Origin of the sequence: Mucilaginibacter sp. (assembly GCF_025362475.1) — a bacterium.
In the GTDB taxonomy this organism is placed as follows: Bacteria; Bacteroidota; Bacteroidia; order Sphingobacteriales; family Sphingobacteriaceae; genus Mucilaginibacter.
On record NZ_JANYGH010000019.1, the window covers coordinates 49,670 to 74,482 of the forward strand.

24 protein-coding genes and 1 rRNA gene are annotated in these 24,813 nt (G+C 40.6%); 16 read left to right on the forward strand and 9 right to left on the reverse strand.

Translation table 11 applies throughout. From position 1 onward, the window contains the following. Positions 1 to 25 precede the first annotated feature (25 nt). Positions 26 to 241, forward strand: coding sequence for a hypothetical protein (locus tag Q0R88_RS07435; RefSeq protein ID WP_295714459.1), 216 nt, complete (start codon positions 26 to 28; stop codon positions 239 to 241). A 46-nt stretch (positions 242 to 287) separates the two neighbouring features. Here the strand turns inward: Q0R88_RS07435 and Q0R88_RS07440 are convergent, their stop codons facing one another. The 3 genes from Q0R88_RS07440 to Q0R88_RS07450 all read right to left on the reverse strand — a co-directional run bounded on the left by Q0R88_RS07440 (position 288) and on the right by Q0R88_RS07450 (position 2,938). Next, positions 288 to 899 (reverse strand): RDD family protein, encoded by a 612-nt coding sequence (locus tag Q0R88_RS07440; RefSeq protein ID WP_295714463.1) that lies wholly within the window; start codon positions 897 to 899, stop codon positions 288 to 290. Between the two features lie 320 nt (positions 900 to 1,219). Continuing rightward, entirely contained in the window at positions 1,220 to 2,215 is a 996-nt protein-coding gene (locus tag Q0R88_RS07445; protein WP_295714466.1) for an MBL fold metallo-hydrolase, read from the reverse strand. Between the two features lie 255 nt (positions 2,216 to 2,470). Beyond that, positions 2,471 to 2,938, reverse strand: coding sequence for a putative quinol monooxygenase (locus Q0R88_RS07450; protein WP_295714469.1), 468 nt, complete (start codon positions 2,936 to 2,938; stop codon positions 2,471 to 2,473). A gap of 128 nt (positions 2,939 to 3,066) precedes the next feature. Between Q0R88_RS07450 and Q0R88_RS07455 the strand changes: the two genes are divergently transcribed. The 4 genes from Q0R88_RS07455 to Q0R88_RS07470 all read left to right on the forward strand — a co-directional run bounded on the left by Q0R88_RS07455 (position 3,067) and on the right by Q0R88_RS07470 (position 5,551). Then, the gene (locus Q0R88_RS07455) at positions 3,067 to 3,636 is read left to right on the forward strand and encodes a pentapeptide repeat-containing protein (protein ID WP_295714472.1); all 570 of its coding nucleotides are present in this window, start codon (positions 3,067 to 3,069) and stop codon (positions 3,634 to 3,636) included. 46 nt (positions 3,637 to 3,682) lie between these two features. Further along, a complete protein-coding gene (locus Q0R88_RS07460) occupies positions 3,683 to 4,390 on the forward strand; it encodes a M23 family metallopeptidase (protein WP_295714475.1) in 708 nt (235 codons plus the stop codon). Continuing rightward, positions 4,387 to 5,148, forward strand: a complete 762-nt coding sequence (locus tag Q0R88_RS07465) for a DUF4846 domain-containing protein (RefSeq protein ID WP_295714479.1) — start codon at positions 4,387 to 4,389, stop codon at positions 5,146 to 5,148. Before Q0R88_RS07460 ends, Q0R88_RS07465 begins: the two co-directional genes overlap by 4 nt. 151 nt (positions 5,149 to 5,299) lie before the next feature. Then, a complete protein-coding gene (locus Q0R88_RS07470) occupies positions 5,300 to 5,551 on the forward strand; it encodes a hypothetical protein (RefSeq protein WP_295714480.1) in 252 nt (83 codons plus the stop codon). Positions 5,552 to 5,596: 45 nt separating this feature from the next. On the opposite strand, the gene Q0R88_RS07475 is transcribed toward Q0R88_RS07470, so the two are convergent. Together Q0R88_RS07475 and Q0R88_RS07480 are read right to left on the reverse strand one after the other, a co-directional pair. Then, on the reverse strand, positions 5,597 to 6,103 hold the full coding sequence (locus Q0R88_RS07475; RefSeq protein WP_295714482.1) for a DUF4375 domain-containing protein: 507 nt from the start codon (positions 6,101 to 6,103) through the stop codon (positions 5,597 to 5,599). 10 nt (positions 6,104 to 6,113) lie between these two features. Further along, complete coding sequence (locus Q0R88_RS07480) at positions 6,114 to 7,133, reverse strand: aldo/keto reductase (RefSeq protein ID WP_295714485.1); 1,020 nt, start codon at positions 7,131 to 7,133, stop codon at positions 6,114 to 6,116. A gap of 123 nt (positions 7,134 to 7,256) precedes the next feature. Here Q0R88_RS07480 and Q0R88_RS07485 point away from each other — a divergent pair, with 123 nt between their 5' ends. From Q0R88_RS07485 to Q0R88_RS07500, 4 genes are all read left to right on the forward strand, one after another. Next, positions 7,257 to 7,583 carry a hypothetical protein gene (locus tag Q0R88_RS07485; protein ID WP_295714487.1) on the forward strand — a complete coding sequence of 109 codons (327 nt, stop codon included), beginning with the start codon at positions 7,257 to 7,259 and terminating at the stop codon, positions 7,581 to 7,583. Between the two features lie 42 nt (positions 7,584 to 7,625). Next, positions 7,626 to 9,254 (forward strand): mechanosensitive ion channel family protein, encoded by a 1,629-nt coding sequence (locus Q0R88_RS07490; RefSeq protein ID WP_295714489.1) that lies wholly within the window; start codon positions 7,626 to 7,628, stop codon positions 9,252 to 9,254. A 106-nt stretch (positions 9,255 to 9,360) separates the two neighbouring features. Next, entirely contained in the window at positions 9,361 to 10,167 is an 807-nt protein-coding gene (locus Q0R88_RS07495; protein WP_295714492.1) for a helix-turn-helix domain-containing protein, read from the forward strand. Between the two features lie 85 nt (positions 10,168 to 10,252). Continuing rightward, the gene (locus Q0R88_RS07500) at positions 10,253 to 11,194 is read left to right on the forward strand and encodes a nitrilase-related carbon-nitrogen hydrolase (RefSeq protein ID WP_295714495.1); all 942 of its coding nucleotides are present in this window, start codon (positions 10,253 to 10,255) and stop codon (positions 11,192 to 11,194) included. Between the two features lie 123 nt (positions 11,195 to 11,317). Here Q0R88_RS07500 and Q0R88_RS07505 read toward each other — a convergent pair whose 3' ends face one another. Both Q0R88_RS07505 and Q0R88_RS07510 read right to left on the reverse strand, forming a co-directional pair. After that, positions 11,318 to 12,298 (reverse strand): acyl-ACP desaturase, encoded by a 981-nt coding sequence (locus Q0R88_RS07505; RefSeq protein ID WP_295714498.1) that lies wholly within the window; start codon positions 12,296 to 12,298, stop codon positions 11,318 to 11,320. Between the two features lie 50 nt (positions 12,299 to 12,348). After that, complete coding sequence (locus Q0R88_RS07510; protein WP_295714501.1) at positions 12,349 to 13,431, reverse strand: cellulase family glycosylhydrolase; 1,083 nt, start codon at positions 13,429 to 13,431, stop codon at positions 12,349 to 12,351. 123 nt (positions 13,432 to 13,554) lie between these two features. On the opposite strand from Q0R88_RS07510, the gene Q0R88_RS07515 reads away from it, so the two are divergent. The 7 genes from Q0R88_RS07515 to Q0R88_RS07545 all read left to right on the forward strand — a co-directional run bounded on the left by Q0R88_RS07515 (position 13,555) and on the right by Q0R88_RS07545 (position 23,979). After that, positions 13,555 to 14,901: a HAMP domain-containing sensor histidine kinase gene (locus tag Q0R88_RS07515; RefSeq protein WP_295714503.1), complete on the forward strand. Its 1,347-nt coding sequence runs from the start codon at positions 13,555 to 13,557 to the stop codon at positions 14,899 to 14,901. 14 nt (positions 14,902 to 14,915) lie between these two features. Next, on the forward strand, positions 14,916 to 16,997 hold the full coding sequence (locus tag Q0R88_RS07520; protein ID WP_295714506.1) for a cellulose biosynthesis cyclic di-GMP-binding regulatory protein BcsB: 2,082 nt from the start codon (positions 14,916 to 14,918) through the stop codon (positions 16,995 to 16,997). Between the two features lie 110 nt (positions 16,998 to 17,107). Further along, complete coding sequence (locus tag Q0R88_RS07525; protein ID WP_295714510.1) at positions 17,108 to 18,952, forward strand: glycosyltransferase family 2 protein; 1,845 nt, start codon at positions 17,108 to 17,110, stop codon at positions 18,950 to 18,952. Then, positions 18,949 to 20,517: a hypothetical protein gene (locus Q0R88_RS07530; protein ID WP_295714512.1), complete on the forward strand. Its 1,569-nt coding sequence runs from the start codon at positions 18,949 to 18,951 to the stop codon at positions 20,515 to 20,517. The genes Q0R88_RS07525 and Q0R88_RS07530 overlap by 4 nt, the downstream gene beginning before the upstream one ends. 604 nt (positions 20,518 to 21,121) lie before the next feature. After that, on the forward strand, positions 21,122 to 21,868 hold the full coding sequence (locus tag Q0R88_RS07535) for a TlpA disulfide reductase family protein (RefSeq protein ID WP_295714515.1): 747 nt from the start codon (positions 21,122 to 21,124) through the stop codon (positions 21,866 to 21,868). A 48-nt stretch (positions 21,869 to 21,916) separates the two neighbouring features. After that, positions 21,917 to 23,281 (forward strand): HAMP domain-containing sensor histidine kinase, encoded by a 1,365-nt coding sequence (locus Q0R88_RS07540; RefSeq protein ID WP_295714517.1) that lies wholly within the window; start codon positions 21,917 to 21,919, stop codon positions 23,279 to 23,281. Next, the gene (locus tag Q0R88_RS07545; RefSeq protein ID WP_295714520.1) at positions 23,278 to 23,979 is read left to right on the forward strand and encodes a response regulator transcription factor; all 702 of its coding nucleotides are present in this window, start codon (positions 23,278 to 23,280) and stop codon (positions 23,977 to 23,979) included. The genes Q0R88_RS07540 and Q0R88_RS07545 overlap by 4 nt, the downstream gene beginning before the upstream one ends. 54 nt (positions 23,980 to 24,033) lie before the next feature. On the opposite strand, the gene Q0R88_RS07550 is transcribed toward Q0R88_RS07545, so the two are convergent. Together Q0R88_RS07550 and rrf are read right to left on the reverse strand one after the other, a co-directional pair. Further along, complete coding sequence (locus Q0R88_RS07550) at positions 24,034 to 24,264, reverse strand: hypothetical protein (protein WP_295714524.1); 231 nt, start codon at positions 24,262 to 24,264, stop codon at positions 24,034 to 24,036. A 435-nt stretch (positions 24,265 to 24,699) separates the two neighbouring features. Continuing rightward, positions 24,700 to 24,811 (reverse strand): 5S ribosomal RNA (rrf, locus tag Q0R88_RS07555). Positions 24,812 to 24,813 lie beyond the last annotated feature (2 nt).

Consider the following 24,813-nt stretch of genomic DNA (forward strand, 5'->3'; position numbering starts at 1 on the left):
AAATAAAATTCTTTAAATTTGATTAATGACAACTCAATTCATTACTAACGATAAAGGCGAGAAAACCGCAGTCATTATTCCAATAAGCGAATATGAAGATTTGTTGCATCAGCATCATTTAAACCTCGAATTAACCGATGAGTATAAAACAATGATGGATAGAATGCTCGATGAGGAAGATAGCGGAAAAGCCGAATATATTTCGTTTCAGAATATTAAAAATCGGTTTCTCCCCAAATGAGCTATGAGATTATTTTCAGGCTTAAATAGGAAATTTTCAACCTCCCTCAAAACAACCGTTCCTTAATTACCACCGTACCCGCCATCATATCATGCAGGCATTGCTGCTGCTTGTTAAAAAAGGCTAACAGGTAACCGATAAAAAACGTCATTACCGAAAATATTTTGCAAAGGTTACGGGCTATGGCCTTGCCTGCGCTGATGCGATCGCCATGCATATCCACTACTTTTATTTTAAGCATCTGCTTGCCAAAAGTGGCCTGGCTTGCCGAGCTTTCCATTACAACATGGTAAATGAATTTGGCGACGGGCACACAGGCCAGCAAGCTAAGGCTAACTACAATACGGTTCTCTTTATCCTGCATAAATACAATCACTACCACAAAAATAATGATCACAAATACGCCGAAAACAATAAACCAATCTAAAAAAGAAGCCAGCAACCGCTGATCAAAACTGCCAAAGTATTGCATTAGCAAGGGTGGTTTGGCAAAGCCTAAAAGCTCCCTTAGTTCGGCAATTTCCTGGGCTTCTTTATAATCATCCATTTCGGGAGTTTTCACAAAGTCGCCCGGCTTTATTTTTTTAGCCTTGAGCTCATCCATGCTGAATGGGCCTTCGGGTTTGCCATTAATAACTAAAATATAGGACTGGGGCATATTAAAGGGCTTTTTTTATTGGAATAAGAAAAAGAGGAAATGTTACACGCCCCCTCTAAATCTCCCCCGGTTGGGGAGACTTTTTAGTCCTCCTTTCAGGGGAAAGTTGTAATGCTGTTAAGTTAAGGTTTTTACCTGCTCCAGGGGAGCAAAAGCTTTGTAGAAAAACATAAATAATAATTAGCGTGCCAGAGGTACGCTACATAATGGGCCGCACCTCTGGAGCGGAAAATATCCTATTTGATTTTTCTACAAAGCTTAAACCTCTCTGAGGTCTTGTCTCCTCAACTTAATAGCTTTAAGGAGGTTTTGGCGCGAGCCTACATAAACCTCTTCCACCACTCAGAATTGTACTCTCCCTTAACCTCGGCAGGTTTGCCAGGCTCAGGTACAAAAAGCTTGATGTTTTTATCTTTGGCTAACTTCTCCAGTCGTTCGGCCGGTTCATACCAGGCATGGGGCGCCAGGTTAAAAGTGCCGTAATGTATGGGCATCATCAGTTTGCCTTTTAGGGCGATATGGGCGTTTGAAGCATGATCTGGCCCCATGTGAATATCCGGCCAGAATTTTCCGTAGGCGCCAACTTCAAGCATAGTCAAATCAAACGGACCAAAGGCATCACCAATCTCCGCAAAACTTGGCGACCAGCCAGAATCGGCACCAAAGTAGATATTATGCCTTGGCCCTTTTATTACAAAACTCGCCCATAGGGTTTCATTGCGGTTAACCACCCCCCTGCCCGAAAAATGCCTTGCCGGAACCGAGGTTACTACAATATCGTTATCAATCATCACGCTATCGCCCCAATCCATCTCAGTTATAAAATTTTTAACAATCCCCCATTGTTCAAGGTATGTACTTACGCCTACAGAGCAATAGAATGGTATGGTTCTGCCGGCAAAGAATTTTATAGTTTCCTTATCCAGGTGATCATAATGATCATGTGACAGAATAACCGCATCCAAGTGCGGCAGATCATTTAACGCGATGGGCGGTTTAAAAAAGCGCTTAGGCCCGAAGAATTTGGAGAAAGATGCCCTATCACCCCAAACAGGATCCGTAAGGATCCGTTTACCATCAATTTCAATTAATATACTGGAATGGCCTACCCATGTAATGCGCAGGCCGCTTGCAGGCCGTGTATTATAAACGTTCACATCGGTTTTAAAAGGCCCTATTTGATTCTTGGGCGAGTTCTCGGCCTTGTTGCCCATGTACTCCCTCAAAATAGGAATCAGCTTGCCAAAACCGGCTTCATCCGTAGGGATAACGTTGATATATTTTCCAGCCTTTTTGTTTGATCCATCTAAACTCATAAAACAATTATAGTACTAATCTTTATTACGATGTAATTAACGCAATAAAGTTACGTTTGGTTGGACCCATGCTGTTTTTATTTACGCAGGAATGATATTTATTTCGATATAAAGGAATTTATCAGCAATCATTTCAAATGGATACCATAGTAATAATTAGCCCTATATTTAATAACCAAGCACCCGCCCGATGGCAAGGATGACCATGCCCCCTTGGTAATGGGTCATGAGACATAAGATGGTACGAGCATACAATTACATGCCCGGTTTTTTTGCAGAACTAATTAGATTTACATCAATAAGTTCTAAAGATTTAACCATGTATTGAACTGTCTCTTTGTATTTCTTAAAATGAGGGGTTTCTATATGTATTTTGTATGCGGCGGTGTCGGCATATATTTCAAGGATGGTGATATGCGAGGGATTGCTTTTGTCAGCAACAGCGTAATACGTTAGCACACCAGGCTCAACACGTACAGCCGTAGCCATTTGTTCTTTTAACGCAGTGTTATATTGTTCCAGCTGCGATGGATCAACTTGAATTTTCGCCAATCTAACCATTTGATTTTTTTGTTGGGCCATAGCTTTTATACTAAAAGAAAGCGTGACTATACAGATGGTAACAATCCAAATTAGTCCAATTTTACTATTTAACCGCATTTTAATAATGTTTTTAAACGCTTTAATATTATGGAGCGCATTTTCTTTTATAAATATAATCATAAAAATTAAGCTGAGGCAAACCACTTTATGTTATAAATCAAACCATCAAAAGCCGAGGTACGAGCAAGGTTTATAAAATCTTTTTTTTGATCGGCCCATAAAATGCCCCGATCTTATAGATTTGCAAAATGCAACACATCGAGGACGAAACTTTTACCAAAACCCCGGCTACACAGCTCACTGGCCGTAACCGCACCTATGAAAACTGTAAATTCATTTCCTGCGATCTCTCCCATGCCAACCTCAATGGTGTAATTTTTATTGATTGCGTGTTTGACGGCTGCAACCTGGCCCTTGCCGATGCAGGCGATACCGGTTTTCAGAACATCCAATTTAAGCACTGCAAACTCGTTGGATTGAACTTTGGCAAGGCCCGCGATTTTTTGTTTGAGGTGAATTTTGAAGGTTGCATTCTTGATAATGCCATCTTTTATAAAAAGAAGAACAAAAAGGCTCTTTTTAAAGATTGCTCCATGACCGAAACAGACCTCACCGAAGCCGACCTCACCGAAGTCAAATTCATCAACTGCAACCTTAACCGGGCGTTTTTTAGCCGCACCGTATTGAAAGCTGCCGATCTGCGCAGCTCCTACAATTACACTATCGATCCGGATGATAATATGATCAAAAAAGCCATGTTCTCTATCCACGGTTTGCCTGGCCTGCTGGCTAAATACGATATTAAAATTGAGGGATAATATTCTGAAGTATATTTAGTTATATTTATTCTTCAGGATAAACCTTATGCGAAAAATTGTACTGCTTGTTGCGATGTTAATTGGTGTGCGTGCGGCCCACGCTCAAGACGATAAAGCCATTTGTAATCACATCAACCAACTTAATACTGCTGTACTAAACGGATCAATTAAAAGGCCAGATGCTGCTAAACAATTTAAATTACTAATCCGGCAACTTACTCAAAACAGGCATGTACCAGAGGCGTTGGATAACTGGGCATTTCCGCTCCGCGGTTATAACTATCATGCCATAGGAGGCAATGGAAGCGGCTATTCCGATAAGGGTTATAATTACCTGGATGGAAACAAACATGCGGCACACCCGGCCCATGACATATTTATTAACGATAAAAACCAGGATTGCATAGACGATAAAACCGGCAAAACTGTTGATGTAGTAGCTGTTGATTATGGCATTGTGATAGCTTGCAGCGATACCTGGCAAACCAACAGCAGCTTACGTGGCGGAAAATATATTTGGATATACGATAATTACGGTGACATTACCTATTACGCACACAACAACAACATTTTTGTAAAGCCCGGCGACGAAATTAAAGCAGGTCAAAAAATTGCCGAAGTCGGCCGTACCGGCTACAACGCTTATAAAAAACGGTCTCCTACGCATTTGCATTTTTCAGCCTTTAAACTGGTGAATGACTTACCAGTCCCTTTCAATCCCTATCAGCAACTAAAAAAAGCCAAAACGTTATGAAAGTTTTTTTAATGCTGATACTGTTTGGGTTGGTAACAGGCCCGGTAAAAACGGATAACGTGGTAACCCGTTTTAAAACGCCTGCCGGTTACCGGCAAAGCCCGGCAGCACTTGGTAGTTTTGGTGCATGGTTACAGGCTTTGCCCCTTAAGCCCTATGGCTCGCAATGTTTAACCTACCAGGGTAAAGTGGCGCGTACAGAAGCCTACACCGCCGGCATTGTGGATATAAGTGTGGGCAAATACGACCTGCAGCAATGTGCCGACGCTGTAATGCGCCTGCGTGGCGAATACCTGTTTAGCCAAAAGAAATACAAAGATATCTCCTTCAATTTTACCAGTGGTTTCCGTTGCGATTTTGTGCATTATGCCGATGGGTATCGTTATAGTAAAGACCGCTGGGTACTAAAAGCAAAAAAGGATTACAGCTACCCTAACTTTTTGAATTATATGACTTTGGTTTTCAGTTATGCAAGTACGCTCTCCCTGCAAAAGGAACTAAAAACTGTTCAAAACCCCAACAACGTTAAAACCGGCGATGTATTTATAAAAGGAGGCTCGCCGGGGCATTGCTTTATGGTGATGAATGTGGTGGAGAATGCCGCTCATCATAAAAAATTCCTGCTGGCCCAAAGCTATATGCCCGCCCAAAGCATCCAGTTGCTGCAATACCAGGAAGATCCCTGGTTTAGCCTTGATGAGCCTGCTTATATCCTGTATGGCGCACTTGTTAGCCCCACTTATTTGAAACAATTTTAGTAAGCCTGCTCATTTATTGCTTTGCATTTTGGGTAGTTTTACCAGGGAGCCGGTTATCCTGATAAAACATTAAAATCCACTTATCCACGGCCGTAGCTAAAACGGCATAAAGATTGCCGTTGTGAATACATTATATTTATTGATATCTATCATGATAGAATTCCTGACCGACGGCCTCCATATTTTTGTTATTGTAATGATTGCGGGCTTCATTATATTTGGCACAATGGCCCTAAACGGAAAGTTTGACCATTGGGATTCCCGCTTTATTCAGAAAGCCCAACACATTTTTAACCGGGTAGGCCGGTATTTTTACAGAAACCGTAAAAGGGAAAAGCTCCACAAAAAGGATGATTACGAAGACCGCCGCCATGAGCACCACAGAACGAAGAAAATTGGATGATAAAATAACCAGGTAAATTATAATTATCCAGTTTAAAGGCTACATCTATACTATCCGGGCGAATGCATCAATATTGTTCTCAACATACCCTCTGATGATTTTGGTTTCGTCGTCCATTATTTCATAAAACTCGTTGTCGATACTTTCAAACTCAGGGTACTGTTTATACATATTTGAGAAATCTTCATTAGTATTCAGTTTAAGTAATTCATCCTTTTTAAGCAAAAAAAAGTGCATGGCTTTATCAACGGTTGCAGCAAGCTTCTCGGCACCCCAAAGCCGGATGTTATTACTAAATGCTTTATTTAAAATATAACTATGACCATTAAATATCAACTGCAAAAAGCCTCCGTTAACTACCTGCCCATATAAATTGTTAAATAAGATTAGCGTTTGTTGTTTTAGATAAAAAAATCCGGCAATTTCCGAAACATCTCCGGTTTGCATTAAATCATAATACTTGTCAATAAAAAGGAACAAGAAATCCCAGGCATCGTCGCCAGCATTTTCAAGTTCGGCTTTTGTAACAACAGGTAATATTTTTTTAACCATAATTTTATGCTTACCTTTTTTCTACCCTATCATAAAACCCACCAAAGGAGTTATTTTTAACTGCATCTTCATTAAAAAAGTCGCCCGGAAAACCAAGTTCAATAGCACTGGCGTCACTCAGGCGTTTCATTTGTTCGGCGCTTAGGGTAACATCAACAGCTTTCAGGTTATCCAGCAATTGATTCACTTTGGTAGCACCCACAATCGGGATACATGAAAAATATTGCTGGCGGGTCCAGTTTAGGGCTACATGGCTTTCGGATACTCCCAACTCTCTAGCAATATCCATTCCAACTTTGGTGATCGCTTCACTGCGGGCATCCAGTCTTTTACTTTCGGGCTTTATGCGGCCTTTATCGCCTTTTAAGTATTTACCTGTTAATGCTCCACCGGCCAAAGGAGCCCATGGTGTAACCGTCATCCCAAAATGTTTAGCCATCGGGATCAGTTCACGCTCGGCCGTACGGGCCAGCAGGCTGTACTCTACCTGTAAAGCTATGAACTGGCTCCAGCCCATCAGTTCGGCCATGGTATTGCCTTTGGCTACTACCCAGGCGGGGGTATCACTTATGGCAGCATAGGTCACCTTGCCTTGCTTTATCAAATCATCCAGGGCACGCAATACTTCATCAATGGGTGTAATGTTATCCCAGATGTGGAGGTACAAAACATCAATAAAATCAGTTTTAAGGCGTTTAAGGCTTTCCTCCACGCTGCGCATCATGTTTTTACGGTTATTGCCGGATGCATTGGGATTAGTTATGTTATCCTTTAGGGTATACTTGGTAGCGAGTACAAAATAATCCCGGTCGTGGTTACTCATATAGTCGCCAATGATCTTCTCGCTGGTACCCAGTTTATACATATTGGCGGTATCCAGGAAATTGCCACCCGCATTGGCGTAGGCATCCATAATATCAAAGCTGGTTGCCGCATCGGCACCCCAGCCGGCTTCGGTACCGAAACCCATGGTACCAAGACATAGTTCAGAAACTTTAAGGCCCGAGCGGCCGAGTAATTTGTAGTTCATAGATGATGATTTTAATAAGTAAGTACAACATATGTCATTGCGGAAGAGGAGCGCAGCATGGCATACCTATTTGAAACAATAACAAAAGTGCTTTGTAATATTAAGGAATACAAATGTATTGCCATGAAAATTATAACCCTCCATTCGCCCATTCATATTCATGAATTATTTAACATTTTGCATCACAAGCTTAACCCGCTTTTCAAGGAGTGCAGGCATAGTGATATTTCGTTTACCATAAGCGGAAAAGATGAAGTTCTGGAAATAAGTCAGCCGGATTTATATGAAGGTGTTTTGTTCAGCCTGAGCATACACGGTTCCGAACTGTGGATAACCAGAAATGAGCATTATGTAGATGATGTAAACTCGCTGACCATTGAATCAATCCTGAATAGATTATTTAAGGATGTAGCTGGCAGCCGGGGTACCGACCTGGTGCAGGAGGGCTAAAAAAATGGAATATATTTTTTAGCTTTAGCATAAAAACCACTTATGCGCAATATTTATTACCTGCTGATAATCTTTTTAATAGCATCCGTAACAGTTAGCGCGCAAACTGCCACCAAAGGCAAAACAATACAGACTATTCCCCCGGGCGAACCGGTAATTATAAACCGTGATACCCTTTTTAAATTTTATGCTGGGCAAGGCCTATTTGAACCGGCAGAAAGAGCCGCCATTGTAACCAAACGCATTGAGGCACTGGTAAACCGGATAGATTTTAACCCCGATTCGCTTACTTTAAAAAATGATTCCACCCTCTCGGTAATCAACTACAACTCGCAAATTGTGCTGGCAGTAAATAATAAGGATGCCACCTATACCGAGTTGAACCGCCCGCAGCTTGCTGCCAGCTATTTAAATATCCTTAAAACAAAGCTGGGCAATTATTTTACAAGCAATAATACACAAACAGTTGTTACCAATATCCTGGAAGCTATTGCAGTTATCGTATTGCTAATAGTGTTGATATGGGCACTTTTTAAGGGTTCGAGATGGGTAAAGCTCAAATTACTTAAGGCCTGGGAAACCCGTATAGATAAGCTGGCGGCACAGGGCGCGCCGGTTGTTTATGCACATCGCCTTTTACCATTAGTTACCGGCTTGCTGAGAATAGTGCGGGTTATCATGATCATTATATTGGTTTACCTGGCGCTGCCGGTGCTGTTTTTTATCTTTCCATCATCAAAACCTATTGCGGTACAGTTGCTGGGCTATGTGGTAACGCCATTTAAAAGTATACTGCTGGCTATTGTTCATTATATCCCCAACCTGCTTACCATAACGGTTATTTACGTAGTAACCCGTTATATTGTTAAACTGGTAAAATTTATAGCCAATGAAATAGCACAGGGAAACTTTACCATTAATGGTTTTTATGCCGAGTGGGCCCTGCCTACCTATAACATTATCAGGGTACTGTTATTCGCGTTTATGTTTGTGGTGATCTTCCCTTACCTGCCCGGGTCCGACTCCAAGATTTTCCAGGGGGTTACCGTGTTTTTGGGCATCTTGTTTTCGCTGGGATCTTCATCGGCCATTTCAAATATGGTAGCGGGCATTGTGCTTACCTATATGCGCCCCTACAAAATTGGCGACCGGATAAAAGTAGGTGAAGTTATGGGCGATGTGATAGAGAAAAACTTATTGGTAACCCGCCTGCGTACCATCAAGAACGAAGATATCACCATACCTAACGCAACCATATTAAGCGGGCATACCGTTAATTACTCAACTGTAGCAAAAACCATGGGGCTGGTATTAAACACTACCGTTACTATTGGGTATGATGTGCCCTGGCAAACCGTACATAACCTGCTCATCAGCGCTGCCGAAGCTACAGAAGGTATCATGGCCGATAAAAAACCTTTTGTGCTGCAAACCGGGCTGAATGATTTTAATGTGAGTTACCAGCTAAACGCTTACACTGCTTTATCAAACCAAATGGCCGCAATTTATTCCCGCCTGCATCAAAACATACAGGATAAGTTTAACGAAGCCGGTGTCGAGATCATGTCGCCGCATTATACCTCATTGAGAGATGGTAACCATATCCAGATTCCGGAAGGATATTTGGAAGAAGGGTATAGTAAGCCGGGGTTTAAGGTGGAGGGAAAGTAATGATCGTTCATATCTAAATGGCATGCAGGGAAGCCCTTTCGTCCACATTGTTTTATTGCGAGAATAATTAAAACATTATATTAGCAGTGAACAGTAAAGCCAGAGAATGCAATTATCGCCAACACCTTTGCTATCATCCATCGTTAAACACTATTTAATTATAGATGGCGGAGAGGCTGTAAACCTGAACTACCGGTTATTTTCGGACGGTAACCCAGGAATAGTTTTTCACTTTAAAGACCCTTTATACCGGCACGACAAAAACAACCTTTTACACTTACAGCCCCGGTGTTTTGTATATGGACAAATAACCAATTACAACAGCATCACATCCCATGGCAAACTGGGGATGCTGGTGGTGGTATTACAACCCTATGCCTTATTTACCCTTTTGCACATTGCAGCCTGCGAACTAAACAATAACATTATCAGCCTGGCTGATATCTTCGGCGGGGAAGCGGAGTATCTTGAGGAACAAATTTTGAATGTCCCCCATATCACCAACGCCATTTCTATAATTGAAAAATTTTTGATAGCCCGGTTAACAACCATCAAAAACTCTGATGCTGTTATGCAAATGGCATTAAGTACCATTTACAAAAACAAAGGTATGCTTACCGTTGAAAGCCTATTAAAAAGCATCCCGGTAACGGAAAGGCAATTAGAGCGTAAATTCAGCGAGCATATTGGTACCTCCCCAAAGAGGTTTGCCGATATTATTAAATTTCAACACTTTTTAAAACAGCTGCAAAAACATCCCTCCGGAAAAACCATTACCGAACTTAGCTACGCCTGCGGGTATTACGACCAGGCACACCTCAATAATTATTTTAAGAAAAATACCGGCGTAACTCCACTGCAATACAAGGCGAATAACCACCTCCTGGCTATTAACTTTATGCCTGTAAACTGATAGCATTTTGTCGGTTTTTTACAATGCCGAAGTTGAGAATGCTCTTAATTTTGAGGTGATAAAAATTAATTGTCACCTATAAAAAATGGAAAATTTTAAAGTTGCTACGGCACAGTTTGAAAGCAAAAGCGGCGACAAGGCTTATAATCTGGAAATAATTAAACAACTAACTGCCCAGGCCGCTGCGCAGGGGGCAAAAGCAATTGCGTTTCACGAATGCTGCATAACGGGGTACTCGTTTGCCATGAACTTTACAAAACAACAAATGCTGGATTTGGCAGAACCCATTCCAGATGGATCAAGCGTTGCTCAACTAACGGAGTATGCGAAGTTGTTTGACATTGCCATTTTAGCCGGCCTTTTTGAAAAAGACGATACAGGTACCGTTTTTAAAGCCTATGTATGTGTAGATAAAACCGGGCTTATTGCTAAACACCGCAAACTGCACCCTTTTATTAACCCGCATATTACCGCAGGCAACACTTACACGGTATTTGACCTTTACGGCTGGAAATGCGGTATACTTATTTGTTACGACAATAACATCATTGAAAATGTACGGGCAACAACACTGCTGGGCGCCCAGGTTATTTTTATGCCACATGTTACCATGTGTACCCCATCAACCAGGCCGGGTGCCGGCTTTGTTGACCCTGAATTATGGAAAGATAAAGAAGCCAACAGCGAATTGCTGCGCAAAGAGTTTGATGGATTAAAGGGCCGGCAATGGCTGATGAAATGGCTGCCTGCGCGTGCTTACGACAATGCCATTTACGCCGTATTTAGTAATCTTATTGGGATGGATGGCGAGCAGTTGAAGAATGGTTGCTCGATGATTGTTGACCCTTACGGCGACATTATGGCCGAATGCCGATCATTAGCCAATGAACTGGTTATTGCCGAGCTTACGCCCGACGCGTTGGTTAAGGCAGGTGGTTATCGCTACATTAACGCCCGCAAGCCCGAATTATACCGGGACATTATTGGGATGCCTCATAACAGCGAGCAAAAGGTTGTTTGGTTGTAATGATTATAGAGTTGGGCGTTGTGTAAGGGAAGGTGATAATTAATAAAACAAGGCCCTATAATATTCCCTCAAACAAAAAGAGACGCATTTTCATGCGTCTCTCTTTAATATTTTTATAAACCCTTATCCGTTTATCCAGCTGAATTTGTATTCAAGCATTGGATTTTTCATACGGTCGGCTACACGTACCAGGCGGTTGGGTAGGTTCATGATATAATCACGGGCCTTTTCGCCGGCTTCGTTCAGGTCGGGAGTGCTTTCAATATGCCAGTCTTCTATCAGTTCTTTTAGTATATCCACATAGTCAATGGCTGTGTAGATGCCTAAACGTTGGGCCGCATCGGTAAAGTGACCAAAGGTTTGGCCAATTTTTAAACCAACTTCGCGCAGAAAATGAGCCGGCATTACAATTTTTTTACGCATCATATCCTCAAAGGCAATCATAGCCTCATTGGGGTCAACTTCAAAAATCTTTTCAATAAAGTATTTGTAAGCTTTTGCATGGCGGGCCTCATCACCGGCAATTACACCACACATTTTTGATAGCAGAGTATCGCCATCTTTTTTAGCCTGTGAAGCCACACGCCTGTGCGATACGTTTGTTGCAAGCTCCTGGAAAGAGGTATATATAAAGTTACGGTAAGGATCGGTTCCGGTACCAATATCAAAGCCATCGGCAATTAAATACTGGGTTGAAACCTCCATCATACGCATATTTACACGACCAGAAAGGTAAAGGTATTTGTTCAGCAAATCACCGTGGCGGTTCTCTTCGGCTGTCCAGTGGCGGGTCCATTTCATCCAGCCACCAGCTTCGTCTTTTGATACCCCATCAACCATGGTAAGCCATGATTCATAAGTTGGTAATGCTTCTTTAGTAATTGTATCGCCCACTAAAACCGCAATAAGGTCATAGCTAAGTCCCTGGGCGCTTTCCTGTAATTCCTTAATTTCATTAAAAAAAGTATCTCTTGAAGAATCAGGCAAAAAATCTGATGGTTGCCAAATAGTATCTACAGGCTTTAAAAAATCATACATCTTTTCGAGCATGAATTTTTCAATATGGCTCATTACTTCCCTGCGCTTTTCTACAAAAAATTCCATAACAAATTATTAATGTTCAAAGGTAACATTTAAAGCCTAATAATGTTACATCATTTTGATGCTTTATAACCAATAGCATCCTGCATACAGCCAGGTAAATTACCCATTAATGGCTTGCCGGCAAATATAGAAAACGTGCCATTATAATCCCAAAGCATCCCCGGTATGTCCAATTTTTTTAAGGCCAGTCTTACTGCTTTAATATACCGGCATCGGCTATCAACATCGGCGTATTTATTATAAGCGCCATACTCGCCGCAAATAACCGGCACATCATATTTATTAGCCCAGGTTTTCGCTATCCGTAGTTTATCGTTTACCGATTGCTCGTTGCCATCGCGTTTATACAGCTCATAATTAATTTCGCCGCTTGTACCCTTCGCTTTAGGGTTGAGGACTGGAAAATTTTCCGCATTATAAGGAAATGATACCCCGGTTGTTGCCACCTGGTTCCCTACCCACTCAGCTCCCTGGTGGGTAAAAAAGAAAGGTTCATAAAAGTGGAAGGTATGGATGATATTCTCATCTGCAAGCCTTACAAACCGGCTCAGCTCATATATACTATTGTAGTTTGATGCACCTATAATAAAAGTGTGTGTTTTATCAATCTTACGTATGGCGGTTACTATGTTATAAATCGCATCTTTCCACACATTGGGATCCATGTGGGGCGGTTCATTATACAACTCAAAAAAAACGTCGTTGGCGTTGGTATATTGATACCTTTTAGCCAGTTTTACCCATAAATCAATAATTTTAAGAGTCTCCGCGCGGTAGCTGGCGTCTGTTAATTTTCCGTCATGATAATCCAATATCAATTTAAATCCGTATCTATGACATTGCTTAACTACTTTATCAATGTATCCCAGTATTTCCTCAGCAGGTACCCTTGCTGATTCAAAGAATGTAAAAGCTATGGGTAGCCTTATACTTTTAAAACCAAGCCTTTTTAACAGCAAAAAATCAGCGTCTTTTATAGCCCCCTGTTCAAGTGGTTTTTTGCTCCAGGTTTGCTCCAGCCACGAAAAACTAATCCCATTATTTAAGGAGTATGACCTTTTAAAAGCCAGTGCACGCAACCCTTCCTTTTTTGGACTACTTTTTGCAACAACGCAATTTGTTGTTATGGACAATAATATTAACAAAAAGTTTATGAATTGCGTAAAACATATAAATTTGTTTTTCATCACATTGCCCTTAAACCCATTAACCCGCATAGGCCTTAATTTTAATTTATAATTTCAAGATAGCGAATAATGTTTGTTCAGATCACCAAAGAAGAATTAATAAAAGAGACCTCAAAAAAAGCATGGTACCAGACCAACAACATCGTTTGGACGATTATATTTCTTTACCCCCTCTTTAGTATAGTTGATTTTATATACACACAGGATATCTGGATACAATTTTTTATTGTACGTATTATTACCTGTTTAATAATATATGGCCTGCATAGTTATATCCAGTATAAAAAGTACGATTACCGCATATTACTTCACGTTGCCATGCTGTTGTTATCTGTTACATCGGCAGTGCTTTGTAACATAGTAACGGTACAAAGCTTAAATATCTATTACTCCCTTTTTGCCACGCTGATATTATTCTTTAACCTGCAGGTATTTTGGGAACCTGTTAACTCCATCATTCAGTTTTTATTAGCCATATTATTGCTTGCCATATTTTTCAACTTGCAGCATGAGTTTAACCTGGATATTGTGATTAACAATGGTGGTCAATTATTTTTCATCATTTCAGTGATATCATGCCTTATACCAAATACCCGTTTCAAGGTGATGCAGCGGGAGGTTAGATCGCAAATATTGATTGAAAAATCAAATGAACAATTAAAGCAACAAAACGCCTCTATCAATGAGAAAAACAACCTTATTGATATGCAGTATGAGCAGTTGCGCAAGCTTGATGGGCAAAAGAACAGCTTCATCAACATTGCAGGCCATGATCTTAAAAACCTCATTGGGTCCATTGTGATGAGTAATAACATGATCAAGGAGGAAGACTACCGGTTAAGTAATGATCAGAAAGAGTTTGTAGGTTTTATAGCCGATTCTGCCGAAAAAATGCAGTATATGCTTAATAAGCTCATGGATGTTAAGGAGATCGAATCGCCGGAGATGAAATTTAACCTGGAGTTTTTTGATATCAATATAGAGGTAATGCATGTTTTTAAAGGGCTGATTGAAACCGCCCAGATGAAAAACATTCACCTTGTTGATAATATTTTAAAGCTGCCGCTTAACGTAAAATTAGATAAGGTATTTGCAGGGCAGGTGTTTCAAAACCTGTTATCAAACGCCATAAAGTTTTCACAAACCAATAATACTATAAAGGTTGTAACCAGCCTTCAGCGCCAGCGTTTTGTTTTCGAAATAATTGACGAAGGCATAACCATAGGGCAGGATGAATTGGATATGATGTTCAACAAATTAAAAACCCTTAATGATACTTCGGGCATTACCGAAAGCCGCTTAGGGCTTGGCCTTTCAATTGCCAAGCTTATGACCCAGGAAATGGGTGGCGAACTATCATACCGTAGTGATGAAAACGGTAATTATTTCAGAGTAGAATTTTACGTTATAAATTAATTATTTACAACCAGATGAATAAATTTTTAGCCCTTTTTGCCTTTTTATTTCTATTTAGCACGGCATCAAAAGCACAAAATATTGTAACCTTTAAAACGCTGGGCCATGAGGACGATATGATATATGGCATGAGTGGCGCCAATTCATTTTATTTTAAGATCACCCCGCTTACCGAAATGAATGGCAGTAAAGTGGTTTTATTTTTTGAGCCTTCGCAGGCTTTATTGAAAGACCGCTCCTACATCAATGTTGTTGTAAACAACAAACCGGCCTACAGCGGCAGGATGACAAAAGATTCTATCCAAAAAATAACGCTTAACCTAACCAGGGCCGATTTATCCAACGATAAATTCCTGAAAATACAGATCAAAACGCTGCTTACCATAACAGACGATGTTTGCCGTGATTTGGATAACCCGGCTATGTGGTTAAAAATTAAAAATTACTCATACCTGTCACTTATCCGCAGCAGCAAAAACTTTTTTGATAACGTAAACATCAGCAACTGTTTCGACTCAAAAAAGGCTATTGTTTACCCCGCAAACCCTACCCTGCATGATTTAAAAGCAGTAGCATGGGCTTATGCAAGGCTTAAAAAGACGCAAACAAGAGACATTATGGTGTATGATGAAACTCACCTGCCCGATAGTGTCAGAAACTATATTAAGGTGGGTAATTTTGCATCATTAAAACCAGAAATGCACGAGCTGGTTAAAATTACCCCACAAAACAACCAGGGGTTGTTTTACCTGCACAAATCCATAAGCCTGGTTACCGATACCAATATCCGCATGGTTGAAACCAATGGCATGCTCATGCCGGTTAAAACCGCGACACAGGAAAACGTTGTTAAAGAAATATTATTTGTAACCGGCGGCGATGATACCGGATATGAGAAAGCGATTACCGCTTTGGGTAATATGAATATTTTAAATTCAACTTATGGCGATTACCTGTTAATTCAAAACGCCCAAAACACCTTCGCCAAAACTATTGATGAAAACCGTTCAAAGCTTTCATTAAAACAGGTAGGTGGTGTGAGTGATTTTTTATCCGGAATTGGTTCATTAAAAAGTGCATATACCTTTAAAAACAGCGACTTTAGCTTTACCCCAAAAGAAGTTGAAATAAGGTTTGTTGCTAATTACAGCGCGTTAAACGCTACCGACCGCGGGTACTTTAACATCTATCTTAACGGTTTGCTGATTAGCAGCGAAAAGCTGGATGCAACCGGTAAATTAAATACCGCCATTACCATTAACCGTTACCAGCACCATAAATATAATACACTGGAGGCCGAGTTTAGATTTTACCCTGTAAGCGGACATTGTAAGGATAGCTTTACCAACTTTTTTGCCGAAGTTGACGTAGATAAATCATACCTGGAATCAAAAAACCCTTTCGTTACCAGCGATTTGAGTTTTTATCAGTACCCGGAAGCATTTAATACCGGTACTACCCGCATAGTTGTTAGCAGGAATTATGCAAAATATGCTGCCGGCGCCCTGGGCGAAATCATTTATGAATTAAATAACAACATTAACGCCAATAACTTCCCGGAGTTTACTTACTCAGATTCTATTCCATCACCTGATCTTAAAAAATATAATATCATTGCGCTGTTGTCAAAAGAAGATAAGCTGATGAAGGAATTCCATGATGCACCAATTAACTTCGAAAAAAACTTTATATTATACTATACGGATAACAATTCGCCGGTGTACTCCCTCTCAGATACGGTATCAAAAGGCCTGGCGCAGATATTTTACGGGCGAAGCAACAACGCCACACTGGTGCTCACCGCAACGGGTACCCATATTGCCGAAGCCTTCCTGTCTGCATCAAAATCAATTACCGAGCAGCTTTCAACACTATCAAGCAACGTATGTATCTCTGATGTTAACTCCAATAAATACCTGTTTAACATCAATAAATCAAGCGATAACCTGGAGTATATTGATACCAAAAGCGGCCTTACACGTTTCTGGGATAGCTACAACCTTTACATACTGTTGGGCATACTGATATTAATATTGTTATCATTCCTGTACGTTAGGTCGAAAGTTCAAAAATCACAGGATCTGTTTAACGATTAATTTTTCAAAGTATCAAGTAGTTAGTATCGAGTATTAAGATTTTTAAACCAGTACCAGCTACTTGATACTAACTACTTGATACTAACCAAACGTAACTTATATTATATATAATGAGTATTTCAATTCCTGAACTTTTGGTTAATGACGGGTTTATAACGCCAGGCGATCAGGAAAAAATTAAAAAGTTTTCAGAAAAATCGGGGATGTCATATGTGAAGATCGCCCTTAACTTTGGTTATATCTCCCGCAAAAACTACGATCGCTCATTAAGTAATGCCGGGTATCATTTTGCACCAATAAGGGAAGAGGCTTTTGATCCCGAAGTGTTGAAAAAAGTTGAGCTCAAATTTGCCAATGATCATGTGGCGCTTCCCCTGCGTATTGAAAACAACCGGGTGATAACCCTCATGACCGATCCTACAAACCAGCTTTTCCTGGATTTTATCCGGTTCACCTTTGATATGGAACCCGAAGTAATTGTAGCCTATGACCTGGATATTACCTGGTTAAGTCATAAGTTACTGGGCCAAAAATATGTTAAGGCATCGGTGTATGAACTTTTACGCCGCGACCCAAAAAGTTCGGCATCCATCACCTTTACAACACCGCAGCTTGTTTTTATTTTTAGCCTGCTGGCCATCATAGCTATAGGGATGGTATTAAGCTTTAAAAATACATCCATCATTATAAACGTTATCATCAGCATGTTTTTCCTGGTGGCTATTATATTTAAGCTGTTCCTGGCATTGGTGGGTTCGCGTTTCGAACTGCACCAGGCGGTTACCAAAGAGGAAGTACATCATATTGTTGACGCCGAACTGCCCCCTTACACCGTACTGTTACCGGTTTATAAAGAGGATAAACTGATCAAGAAATTAATCTGGAACCTGCAAAGTTTAGATTATCCGCGCGAGCAGCTTGATGTAAAACTACTGATTGAGGAGGATGATGATAAAACATTACAAGCTGTTCAAAACCTCGATTTCCCGGCTGTTTTTGAAGTGATCGTGGTGCCTTTTCATATGCCCAAAACTAAACCCAAGGCATGTAATTATGGTCTGCATTTTTCAAGGGGCAAGTATTTAACTATTTATGATGCCGAGGATATTCCCGATACAGATCAGCTTAAAAAAGTAATAGCCCTGTTTGCCAAATTACCTGAGCATTACATCTGTATCCAAAGCGCGCTCAACTACTTTAACCGCAACGAGAATTTTCTTACCCGTATGTTTACTTTGGAGTATTCCTATTGGTTTGATTATATGTTGCCCGGATTGGATACCCTTGATATCCCCATCCCTTTGGGTGGTACCAGTAACCATTTTAAAATGGATGCCTTGATTGAGCTGGGTGCCTGGGACCCCTTTAACGTAACCGAGGATGCTGACCTGGGCGTACGCGCATACGCAAAAGGGTATAAAGTAGCCATCATCAACTCTACTACTTACGAAGAAGCCAATAACGACCCTATCAACTGGATTCGCCAGCGGTCGCGGTGGATCAAGGGCTATATGCAAACCTATTTGGTGCACATGCGCAACCCGGTTGGGCTTGTTAAAAAAATTGGCTGGAAAGGTTTCATGGGCTTCAACTTTTTTATTGGCGCCACATCGGCTACCTTTTTAGTTTACCCACTGTTGCTCGCTATTTTTATTTGTTACCTGGTATTTGATTTTTCAACCATCCGCAGCCTGTTTCCTGATTGGGTTTTGTTTATGGCCATATTTAACCTCATGGTGGGCAACATCCTCATGATATACGTAAACATGATGGCTGTATTTAAACGCAGGTATTTTGAGTTGATATTGTTTGCCATTGCCAATCCCGTTTACTGGTTAATGCACTCGGCAGCGGCCTATATGGGTTTATACCAGTTAATAACAAATCCGTTTTATTGGGAAAAAACACACCATGGTTTAAGTAAAGTTAATAACCCCACAAACGTTGTTAAATGATCATATCAAAAAGTCAATTTCTGTTTATAGTAGCTGTAATGCTTGCCGCATACTATATGGTGGTGGGTGTTTATATGAACCATTGGGGCTACTATAACCAGGAAAGTATTTTTTACATCGAGAAAACCAAAATCATTTTTGAAGGGCTTGGTAACCGCATTAAAGTAATGGGCCTTACAGCACCGCTGTTACCTTTTTATTGCGCCATTATTTTTAGCTCCATCAGTACTTTCCTGGCGCCGGTAATTGCATCGGCATTGGGTACGGCAGCGCTGTTTTACATCATTACATCGGCCATGAACACCCGCATAAAAAACGATGATTTTTATGTGTGCATGGTAGCCATATTGTTCTTTTTTCATCCGGGGATGCTTTACGTAGCCACATCCGGCAAGGCCATTTACCTGGTGCTAATCTTCTTTTTCCTGTTCTTTTTTAACCTGCTTAAGTTTTACCGGTCAAACACCACGTTTCACGTTTCGCTGGCCAGCATGTCATTAGTTACACTTATTTTTTGCGATTATAAGTTTATATGGATTTGCCTGTTTTTTATACCGCTGGTATTAGCCATTACCCTGCAAAGCTTAAACCTGGGCGAAAAGGAATCCATCTTCAGGCTGTTCCTGAGTTTCAACAGCCCATCGTTACGGCGTAAGCTTGTAGGCAAAACATTTGCCATTTACATCATCCTTTTTATACTGCCCATCGCTTCGGTTATATCCTACAAACTGCTTAATTTAACCCATGCAAGTGATCTGGATTATTTTATAGAAAGCCCTTACGCCACCTGGAATGTACTGGTAGATAAGCTTAATTACGATATGAGCACCGCGGCTACCAACTACCAGCTGCCAGATCTTTCTATATTGGTTTCTGTAAGGGTTATATATTTTTGCCCGCTTATTTTGGTAGCCATTTACCTTTTCAGAGAAAGCACCTACCAGGCATTAACTATTTTAACACCATTCGCTTTTGTTGAGTTTCTGCATATTAAGTACGATAAGCTTTTCCTTACCTATGAGTATTATCTCATCTTTTTGATTCTTGCTTTATTGTGCCTCATATTTAAAGCTAAAACCGTCAAAAATCAAAAACTGTTTAAGCCCATCGTGTTCATCGTTGTTTTAATGCAATTGTATACCGGGTATATTTTTCTGTCCAAATCATTTATACATGACGAGAAGAGCTTCATCACCACGCTTATAAACCGCAAACCCAATACCGATCAAAATGAAATAATGGAGGTGTCCGCCTACATTAACAGTCTGCCCAAAAATTCGCATGTATTGATGGATGATGCCATAGCGTACCCCATTGCCGCATTTACCGACGACATTAAAAGGCTAACGCTGCCTTACCAGAACGTTTTTTTAAGCGCCATAGAAACCCCTTACCATTACGACGATTATATACTTGTTGCCACCCCTAAAAACCCGTTCACGGGCTACACGCAGCTCAATAACAAGTATATCCCCCTCATCCGGGTGGTTAACAGCGGCGTCAACTACAAACGGGTTTTCGAAACCGACTGCTGGATCCTGTACAAGATCATCGCTATTCAATGAGCTAACTATTAACTGTACTATAACTGAATGAAAGACCTGCCCACAACGGCAGGTTTTTTTATTGATGTTAATTTATAGATAATACATCGCTACGAGATTTAAAACCCTGTGGAAAGGTTTGTCATCCTGAACGATTTGAAGGATCTATTCGCAGACTTTACAGGGCGAAGAAGCATGGCGAATAATAGATCCTTCACTATCGTTCAGGATGACAAAAAGGTTATTTTAAAAAAGCGAATAAGTATCACGCATTTTTGTGTGAGTTGACGAAGTTAGAATTACAAAAACACCGAAGCTGACGTTATACCCACCCCGTTTTTCGAACGAATTTGAATTAAATGAACTTAATCAGCAGGACAACATCATTGCCCAGCATTTTTTCAGTTAACATTAGTTAACACTCTTTAGTTATCCTTTAACAAAGATGAGGTTGATTACCAAATAGCTTTGCATCATGAAACTATTACAAATCGGCATCCTAATTAAAAAATACATTTTTCTATTCCCGGGGCCTTACTAATCTGTATCAAAGCCAGCTCTTGTATTAAATAAAAATTCAACAATAAATATGAATTCGCAAATCTTAAAATTTACTCCATTCCAAATGAAAACTTATTGGTTTATCGCTGCTTTAAGCATCTGCACTATCGCTGCTAAAGCGCAAACCCGTGCCGGCAACGTTGCAGCTCAAAAAACTTCCTCAGCCAAGCCATCTGTAGATCGGCAGGAAATACCTGCTACTACTTATATGATGCCGGACGGCACCTTTATCACCAAAGACAAGATTGACAGTGTAAGGAACGCCTGGAATGGCGCATTATTCATTGGGCACCAGGAAAGCGATAGGGCACAAGGCATATTGCACCTGGTGAGGTTAACTGATGATAATATGAAGGAAATAAATGAAAAAAACGCCAAAGATGAACTGGTTGTAAAAGCGATGGTGAATAAGGCCGCTGCAGATTTTAACTTAACGGATCTGCACGGACGGCAATGGTCATTAAAGTTGTTGAGAGAAAAAGTGGTTGTGCTCAATTTCTGGTACACTGCATGCCCGCCCTGTTTGGAGGAAATGCCCCAACTCAACGAAATTACTAAAATGTATACCCCTGATAAAGTGGTTTTCCTGGCGCTAACTTTTGATGATGTTCAAAAGGTGCAGGCATTCCTCAAAATACATGAATTTAGCTACAATATACTTCCTGGCTCCAAAGCCATTGATCAGCAATATAAAGTGAGCGGGTGGCCAACCAGTTTAGTGATCAATAAAAAAGGTGTGATCACTTTCGCTACCAATATCAGTCCGGATATTAAACGCGACCTGTCATCGGCTATCAATGCAAATTTATAGCCATTACCAAATAACTTATCTTTGAGCAGCGTTATATAATGCCACCGGATGAAAAAGAGACTCACCTTTTTATTTCTTATCGCCGCGCTTACAGCCGGTGGCATTATTCTGTTCCAATGCTATTGGGTATATAACACGTACAAAACCGGGGAGCTAAATCTCAACAAACAACTTTCAGATGCACTTCAAAAAAGCATCGATAACTACCATGTGCAACGCAGCGAGCTTCCGCTTTCGTTAAAATCGCCGTCGCCTTTTTTATCGGTATTAGAAGTAGTGGAGAAGGATACATCTCTGCACTTAAAAGTATTTTATGGGGATGTTAAACATCCGCCATACACTGCAAAAATAGAACAGGTTGCAGTAAATCCGGCTAATTTATACCACCTAAAAGTAATGCTGGCCGAAACCCAGTTCATGTCGGCTACTTTAATGAACACCGTGAGGCTGGATACTTTAAAGGCCATATTTAAGGACGAATTAAAAAGGAACAACATCGATTTGCCTTTTAACCTTTTGTTGTTAAAAAACCGACAGCATCTTCCACCTTGTAAAATAACTGCTTATATCAACTATTCTAAAAACAGCCCTATCATAGAAGCCGTTTTTAGTAACACAGGCCAGGTTCTTCTCGCTCAGAATATTGTCCCCGCCATTATCTCCCTCCTTTTGATTATCCTTTCTGCGGGTAGCCTTTGCTATATGTGGATCATCATACGGCGGCAAATGCAGCTGGATCATATTAAAAATGATTTTATATGCAATATCACGCACGAACTCCGCACCCCAATCTCCATTTTGAAATCAACGCACGAAGCATTATACAGGTATGGAGATATCGCAGAACCGGAAAAGGCAGAACGTTATTTAAAAATCAATACGGAGATCTTAGAGAAGCTGGATCATAATGTAGACCGGATCCTGGATATAACCAGGTATGAAAATGGCGACAAACTGGCCAAACCGAGTTTGACTAATATTAATGAGTTAATTAATTCGATTATAGAAAGGTTTACCCTGGATGCCAGTTACTCTATCGAATTTATAAATCCTTCGGGCTTACAAAAAGTTTTTACAGATGGCTATATCATAGACACCATCATTACTAATTTAGTAGATAACGCTATTAAATATGGAGGTGGAGATGTAAAAGTTACCATGACCATTAACCCTCTTGAAAAAGGCTGGCAATTAACCGTCAGCGATAATGGCCCGGGTGTTGACCATCAGTATCTGCCGTTTATCTTTGATAAGTTTTACAGGGTGCCTTCGGGCAATTTACACGAAGTTAAAGGTTACGGACTTGGATTAAGCTATGTTAAGCAATTGGTAACGAGTTTAAATGGTGTTATTTCAGTTAAAAGTAAGTTAAATTCGGGCACTACGCTTACCATTCAATTTCCTCAAATATGAATAAGATAAAAGTGCTGTTGGTAGAAGATGAGGCAGTTTTAGCATCCATAGTTAAAGAAACTTTAGATGCCAGGGGTTTTGAACTCACCATTGCCGCAAATGGTGTGGAAGGATGGAGCTTTTTTAATAACAACAAGCCCGATATATGCGTAATTGATGTGATGATGCCGCGTAAGGACGGGTTTTCACTGGTCGAAGATATCCGCAAAGTGAATAAGCTGATTCCTATTATTTTTCTGACCGCCAAAACACAAACTGCGGATGTGATCAAAGGATTTGAAACAGGCGCAGATGATTACATGAAAAAACCCTTCAGCATGGAGGAATTAATATTAAGACTGAAAAGCCTGAATCGCAGGACGAGTTTACAGGAACCAGCTAATAATTCATCTTTGTCTGTCGCGGCAAACAATAAGGTAGGTAATTTTCATTTCGACCATCACCGGCTGGAACTGGTAGATAACGGGAAAGCGGTAAGCCTCTCGCAACGGGAAGCCGACCTACTTCAATTGCTCATCGACAATAAAAACCAGTTATTGGACCGCAAAACAGCATTGCTCAAAATATGGGGGGATGATACTCCATTTAACGCCCGTAGCATGGACGTTTATATCACCAGGCTCCGCAAGTATTTATTGAGTGATACAACCGTACAGATCCTGAATGTCCGCGGTTTTGGCTACAAATTGATTGATTAGTAATTTATATATCGTAATGCTGTTTACTTACTTCGAAGACTGGGTATAGCAGGATCAATAATCACTATCATCCCCTACCGGATACATATTTTCCCGGGCTGAGGCCTCGGCGTCATCATCAATTTTATTTGAGTAAATAATATAATCCTCTTCATCTTCGTATACCTTGTATTGTGGGTATTGTATCAAATTATCGTCGATAAAGTTTCTTGCTTCATGATCGGTATCAAACTCTTTGGTGATCTGTTCCCCGGTTTCTATATTTTTCCCTGTGTAAATAAACATGTGCTAAATTTTAATTTTAAATCTACCGGCTTTTAACTTATTGAATAACGTTAGTAGTTAAATATAGCATGGTTTTTTTAATAAATTATAAACCAATTACTTTTCTGTAACTACTGTGGATAATAAACACGTACGGTACACTATTGTTTTCCCCGGGGTGTTCGGGCCAGCGGGATGCGGGTGTTCGGCGGTGTTCGGGCTGGGGTTTGCGAAAAGTTAAGTTGTTGGTTTACAGCTTGGTCTGTTTTTAGGTAGGAATATGGCGAACAGATAAAGTATTGAACTTCAACTTGTTGATCTTTTAAAAGTACAGGTTAATGTGGATGCTTCGCGAAAAGCGAACGCCTGTCTTGGATGGAGAAATTATCCTAAACGTAAAAACCCCTCATCATATAGATGAAGGGTTTCACGATTCAGCCTTTTGGGGCTTTTAAGATTGGGCACCGACCTACTCTCCCACGTTTTACCGCAGTACCATCGGCTCTGGCGGGCTTGACTTCTCTGTTCGGAATGGGAAGAGGTAGACACCGCCGATATAGGCACCTGAAT

Coding starts and splice junctions, on each gene's coding strand:
- Q0R88_RS07435 (WP_295714459.1), top strand. CDS start 26: ATGACAACTCAATTCATTACTAACGATAAAGGCGAGAAAACCGCAGTC.
- Q0R88_RS07490 (WP_295714489.1), top strand. CDS start 7,626: ATGCGCAATATTTATTACCTGCTGATAATCTTTTTAATAGCATCCGTA.
- Q0R88_RS07540 (WP_295714517.1), top strand. CDS start 21,917: ATGAAAAAGAGACTCACCTTTTTATTTCTTATCGCCGCGCTTACAGCC.
- Q0R88_RS07505 (WP_295714498.1), bottom strand. CDS start 12,298: ATGGAATTTTTTGTAGAAAAGCGCAGGGAAGTAATGAGCCATATTGAA.
- Q0R88_RS07535 (WP_295714515.1), top strand. CDS start 21,122: ATGAAAACTTATTGGTTTATCGCTGCTTTAAGCATCTGCACTATCGCT.
- Q0R88_RS07485 (WP_295714487.1), top strand. CDS start 7,257: ATGAAAATTATAACCCTCCATTCGCCCATTCATATTCATGAATTATTT.
- Q0R88_RS07450 (WP_295714469.1), bottom strand. CDS start 2,938: ATGATTATATTTATAAAAGAAAATGCGCTCCATAATATTAAAGCGTTT.
- Q0R88_RS07515 (WP_295714503.1), top strand. CDS start 13,555: ATGTTTGTTCAGATCACCAAAGAAGAATTAATAAAAGAGACCTCAAAA.
- Q0R88_RS07525 (WP_295714510.1), top strand. CDS start 17,108: ATGAGTATTTCAATTCCTGAACTTTTGGTTAATGACGGGTTTATAACG.
- Q0R88_RS07495 (WP_295714492.1), top strand. CDS start 9,361: ATGCAATTATCGCCAACACCTTTGCTATCATCCATCGTTAAACACTAT.
- Q0R88_RS07455 (WP_295714472.1), top strand. CDS start 3,067: ATGCAACACATCGAGGACGAAACTTTTACCAAAACCCCGGCTACACAG.
- Q0R88_RS07460 (WP_295714475.1), top strand. CDS start 3,683: ATGCGAAAAATTGTACTGCTTGTTGCGATGTTAATTGGTGTGCGTGCG.
- Q0R88_RS07480 (WP_295714485.1), bottom strand. CDS start 7,133: ATGAACTACAAATTACTCGGCCGCTCGGGCCTTAAAGTTTCTGAACTA.
- Q0R88_RS07500 (WP_295714495.1), top strand. CDS start 10,253: ATGGAAAATTTTAAAGTTGCTACGGCACAGTTTGAAAGCAAAAGCGGC.
- Q0R88_RS07475 (WP_295714482.1), bottom strand. CDS start 6,103: ATGGTTAAAAAAATATTACCTGTTGTTACAAAAGCCGAACTTGAAAAT.
- Q0R88_RS07445 (WP_295714466.1), bottom strand. CDS start 2,215: ATGAGTTTAGATGGATCAAACAAAAAGGCTGGAAAATATATCAACGTT.
- Q0R88_RS07545 (WP_295714520.1), top strand. CDS start 23,278: ATGAATAAGATAAAAGTGCTGTTGGTAGAAGATGAGGCAGTTTTAGCA.
- Q0R88_RS07520 (WP_295714506.1), top strand. CDS start 14,916: ATGAATAAATTTTTAGCCCTTTTTGCCTTTTTATTTCTATTTAGCACG.
- Q0R88_RS07440 (WP_295714463.1), bottom strand. CDS start 899: ATGCCCCAGTCCTATATTTTAGTTATTAATGGCAAACCCGAAGGCCCA.
- Q0R88_RS07465 (WP_295714479.1), top strand. CDS start 4,387: ATGAAAGTTTTTTTAATGCTGATACTGTTTGGGTTGGTAACAGGCCCG.
- Q0R88_RS07470 (WP_295714480.1), top strand. CDS start 5,300: ATGATAGAATTCCTGACCGACGGCCTCCATATTTTTGTTATTGTAATG.
- Q0R88_RS07550 (WP_295714524.1), bottom strand. CDS start 24,264: ATGTTTATTTACACAGGGAAAAATATAGAAACCGGGGAACAGATCACC.
- Q0R88_RS07530 (WP_295714512.1), top strand. CDS start 18,949: ATGATCATATCAAAAAGTCAATTTCTGTTTATAGTAGCTGTAATGCTT.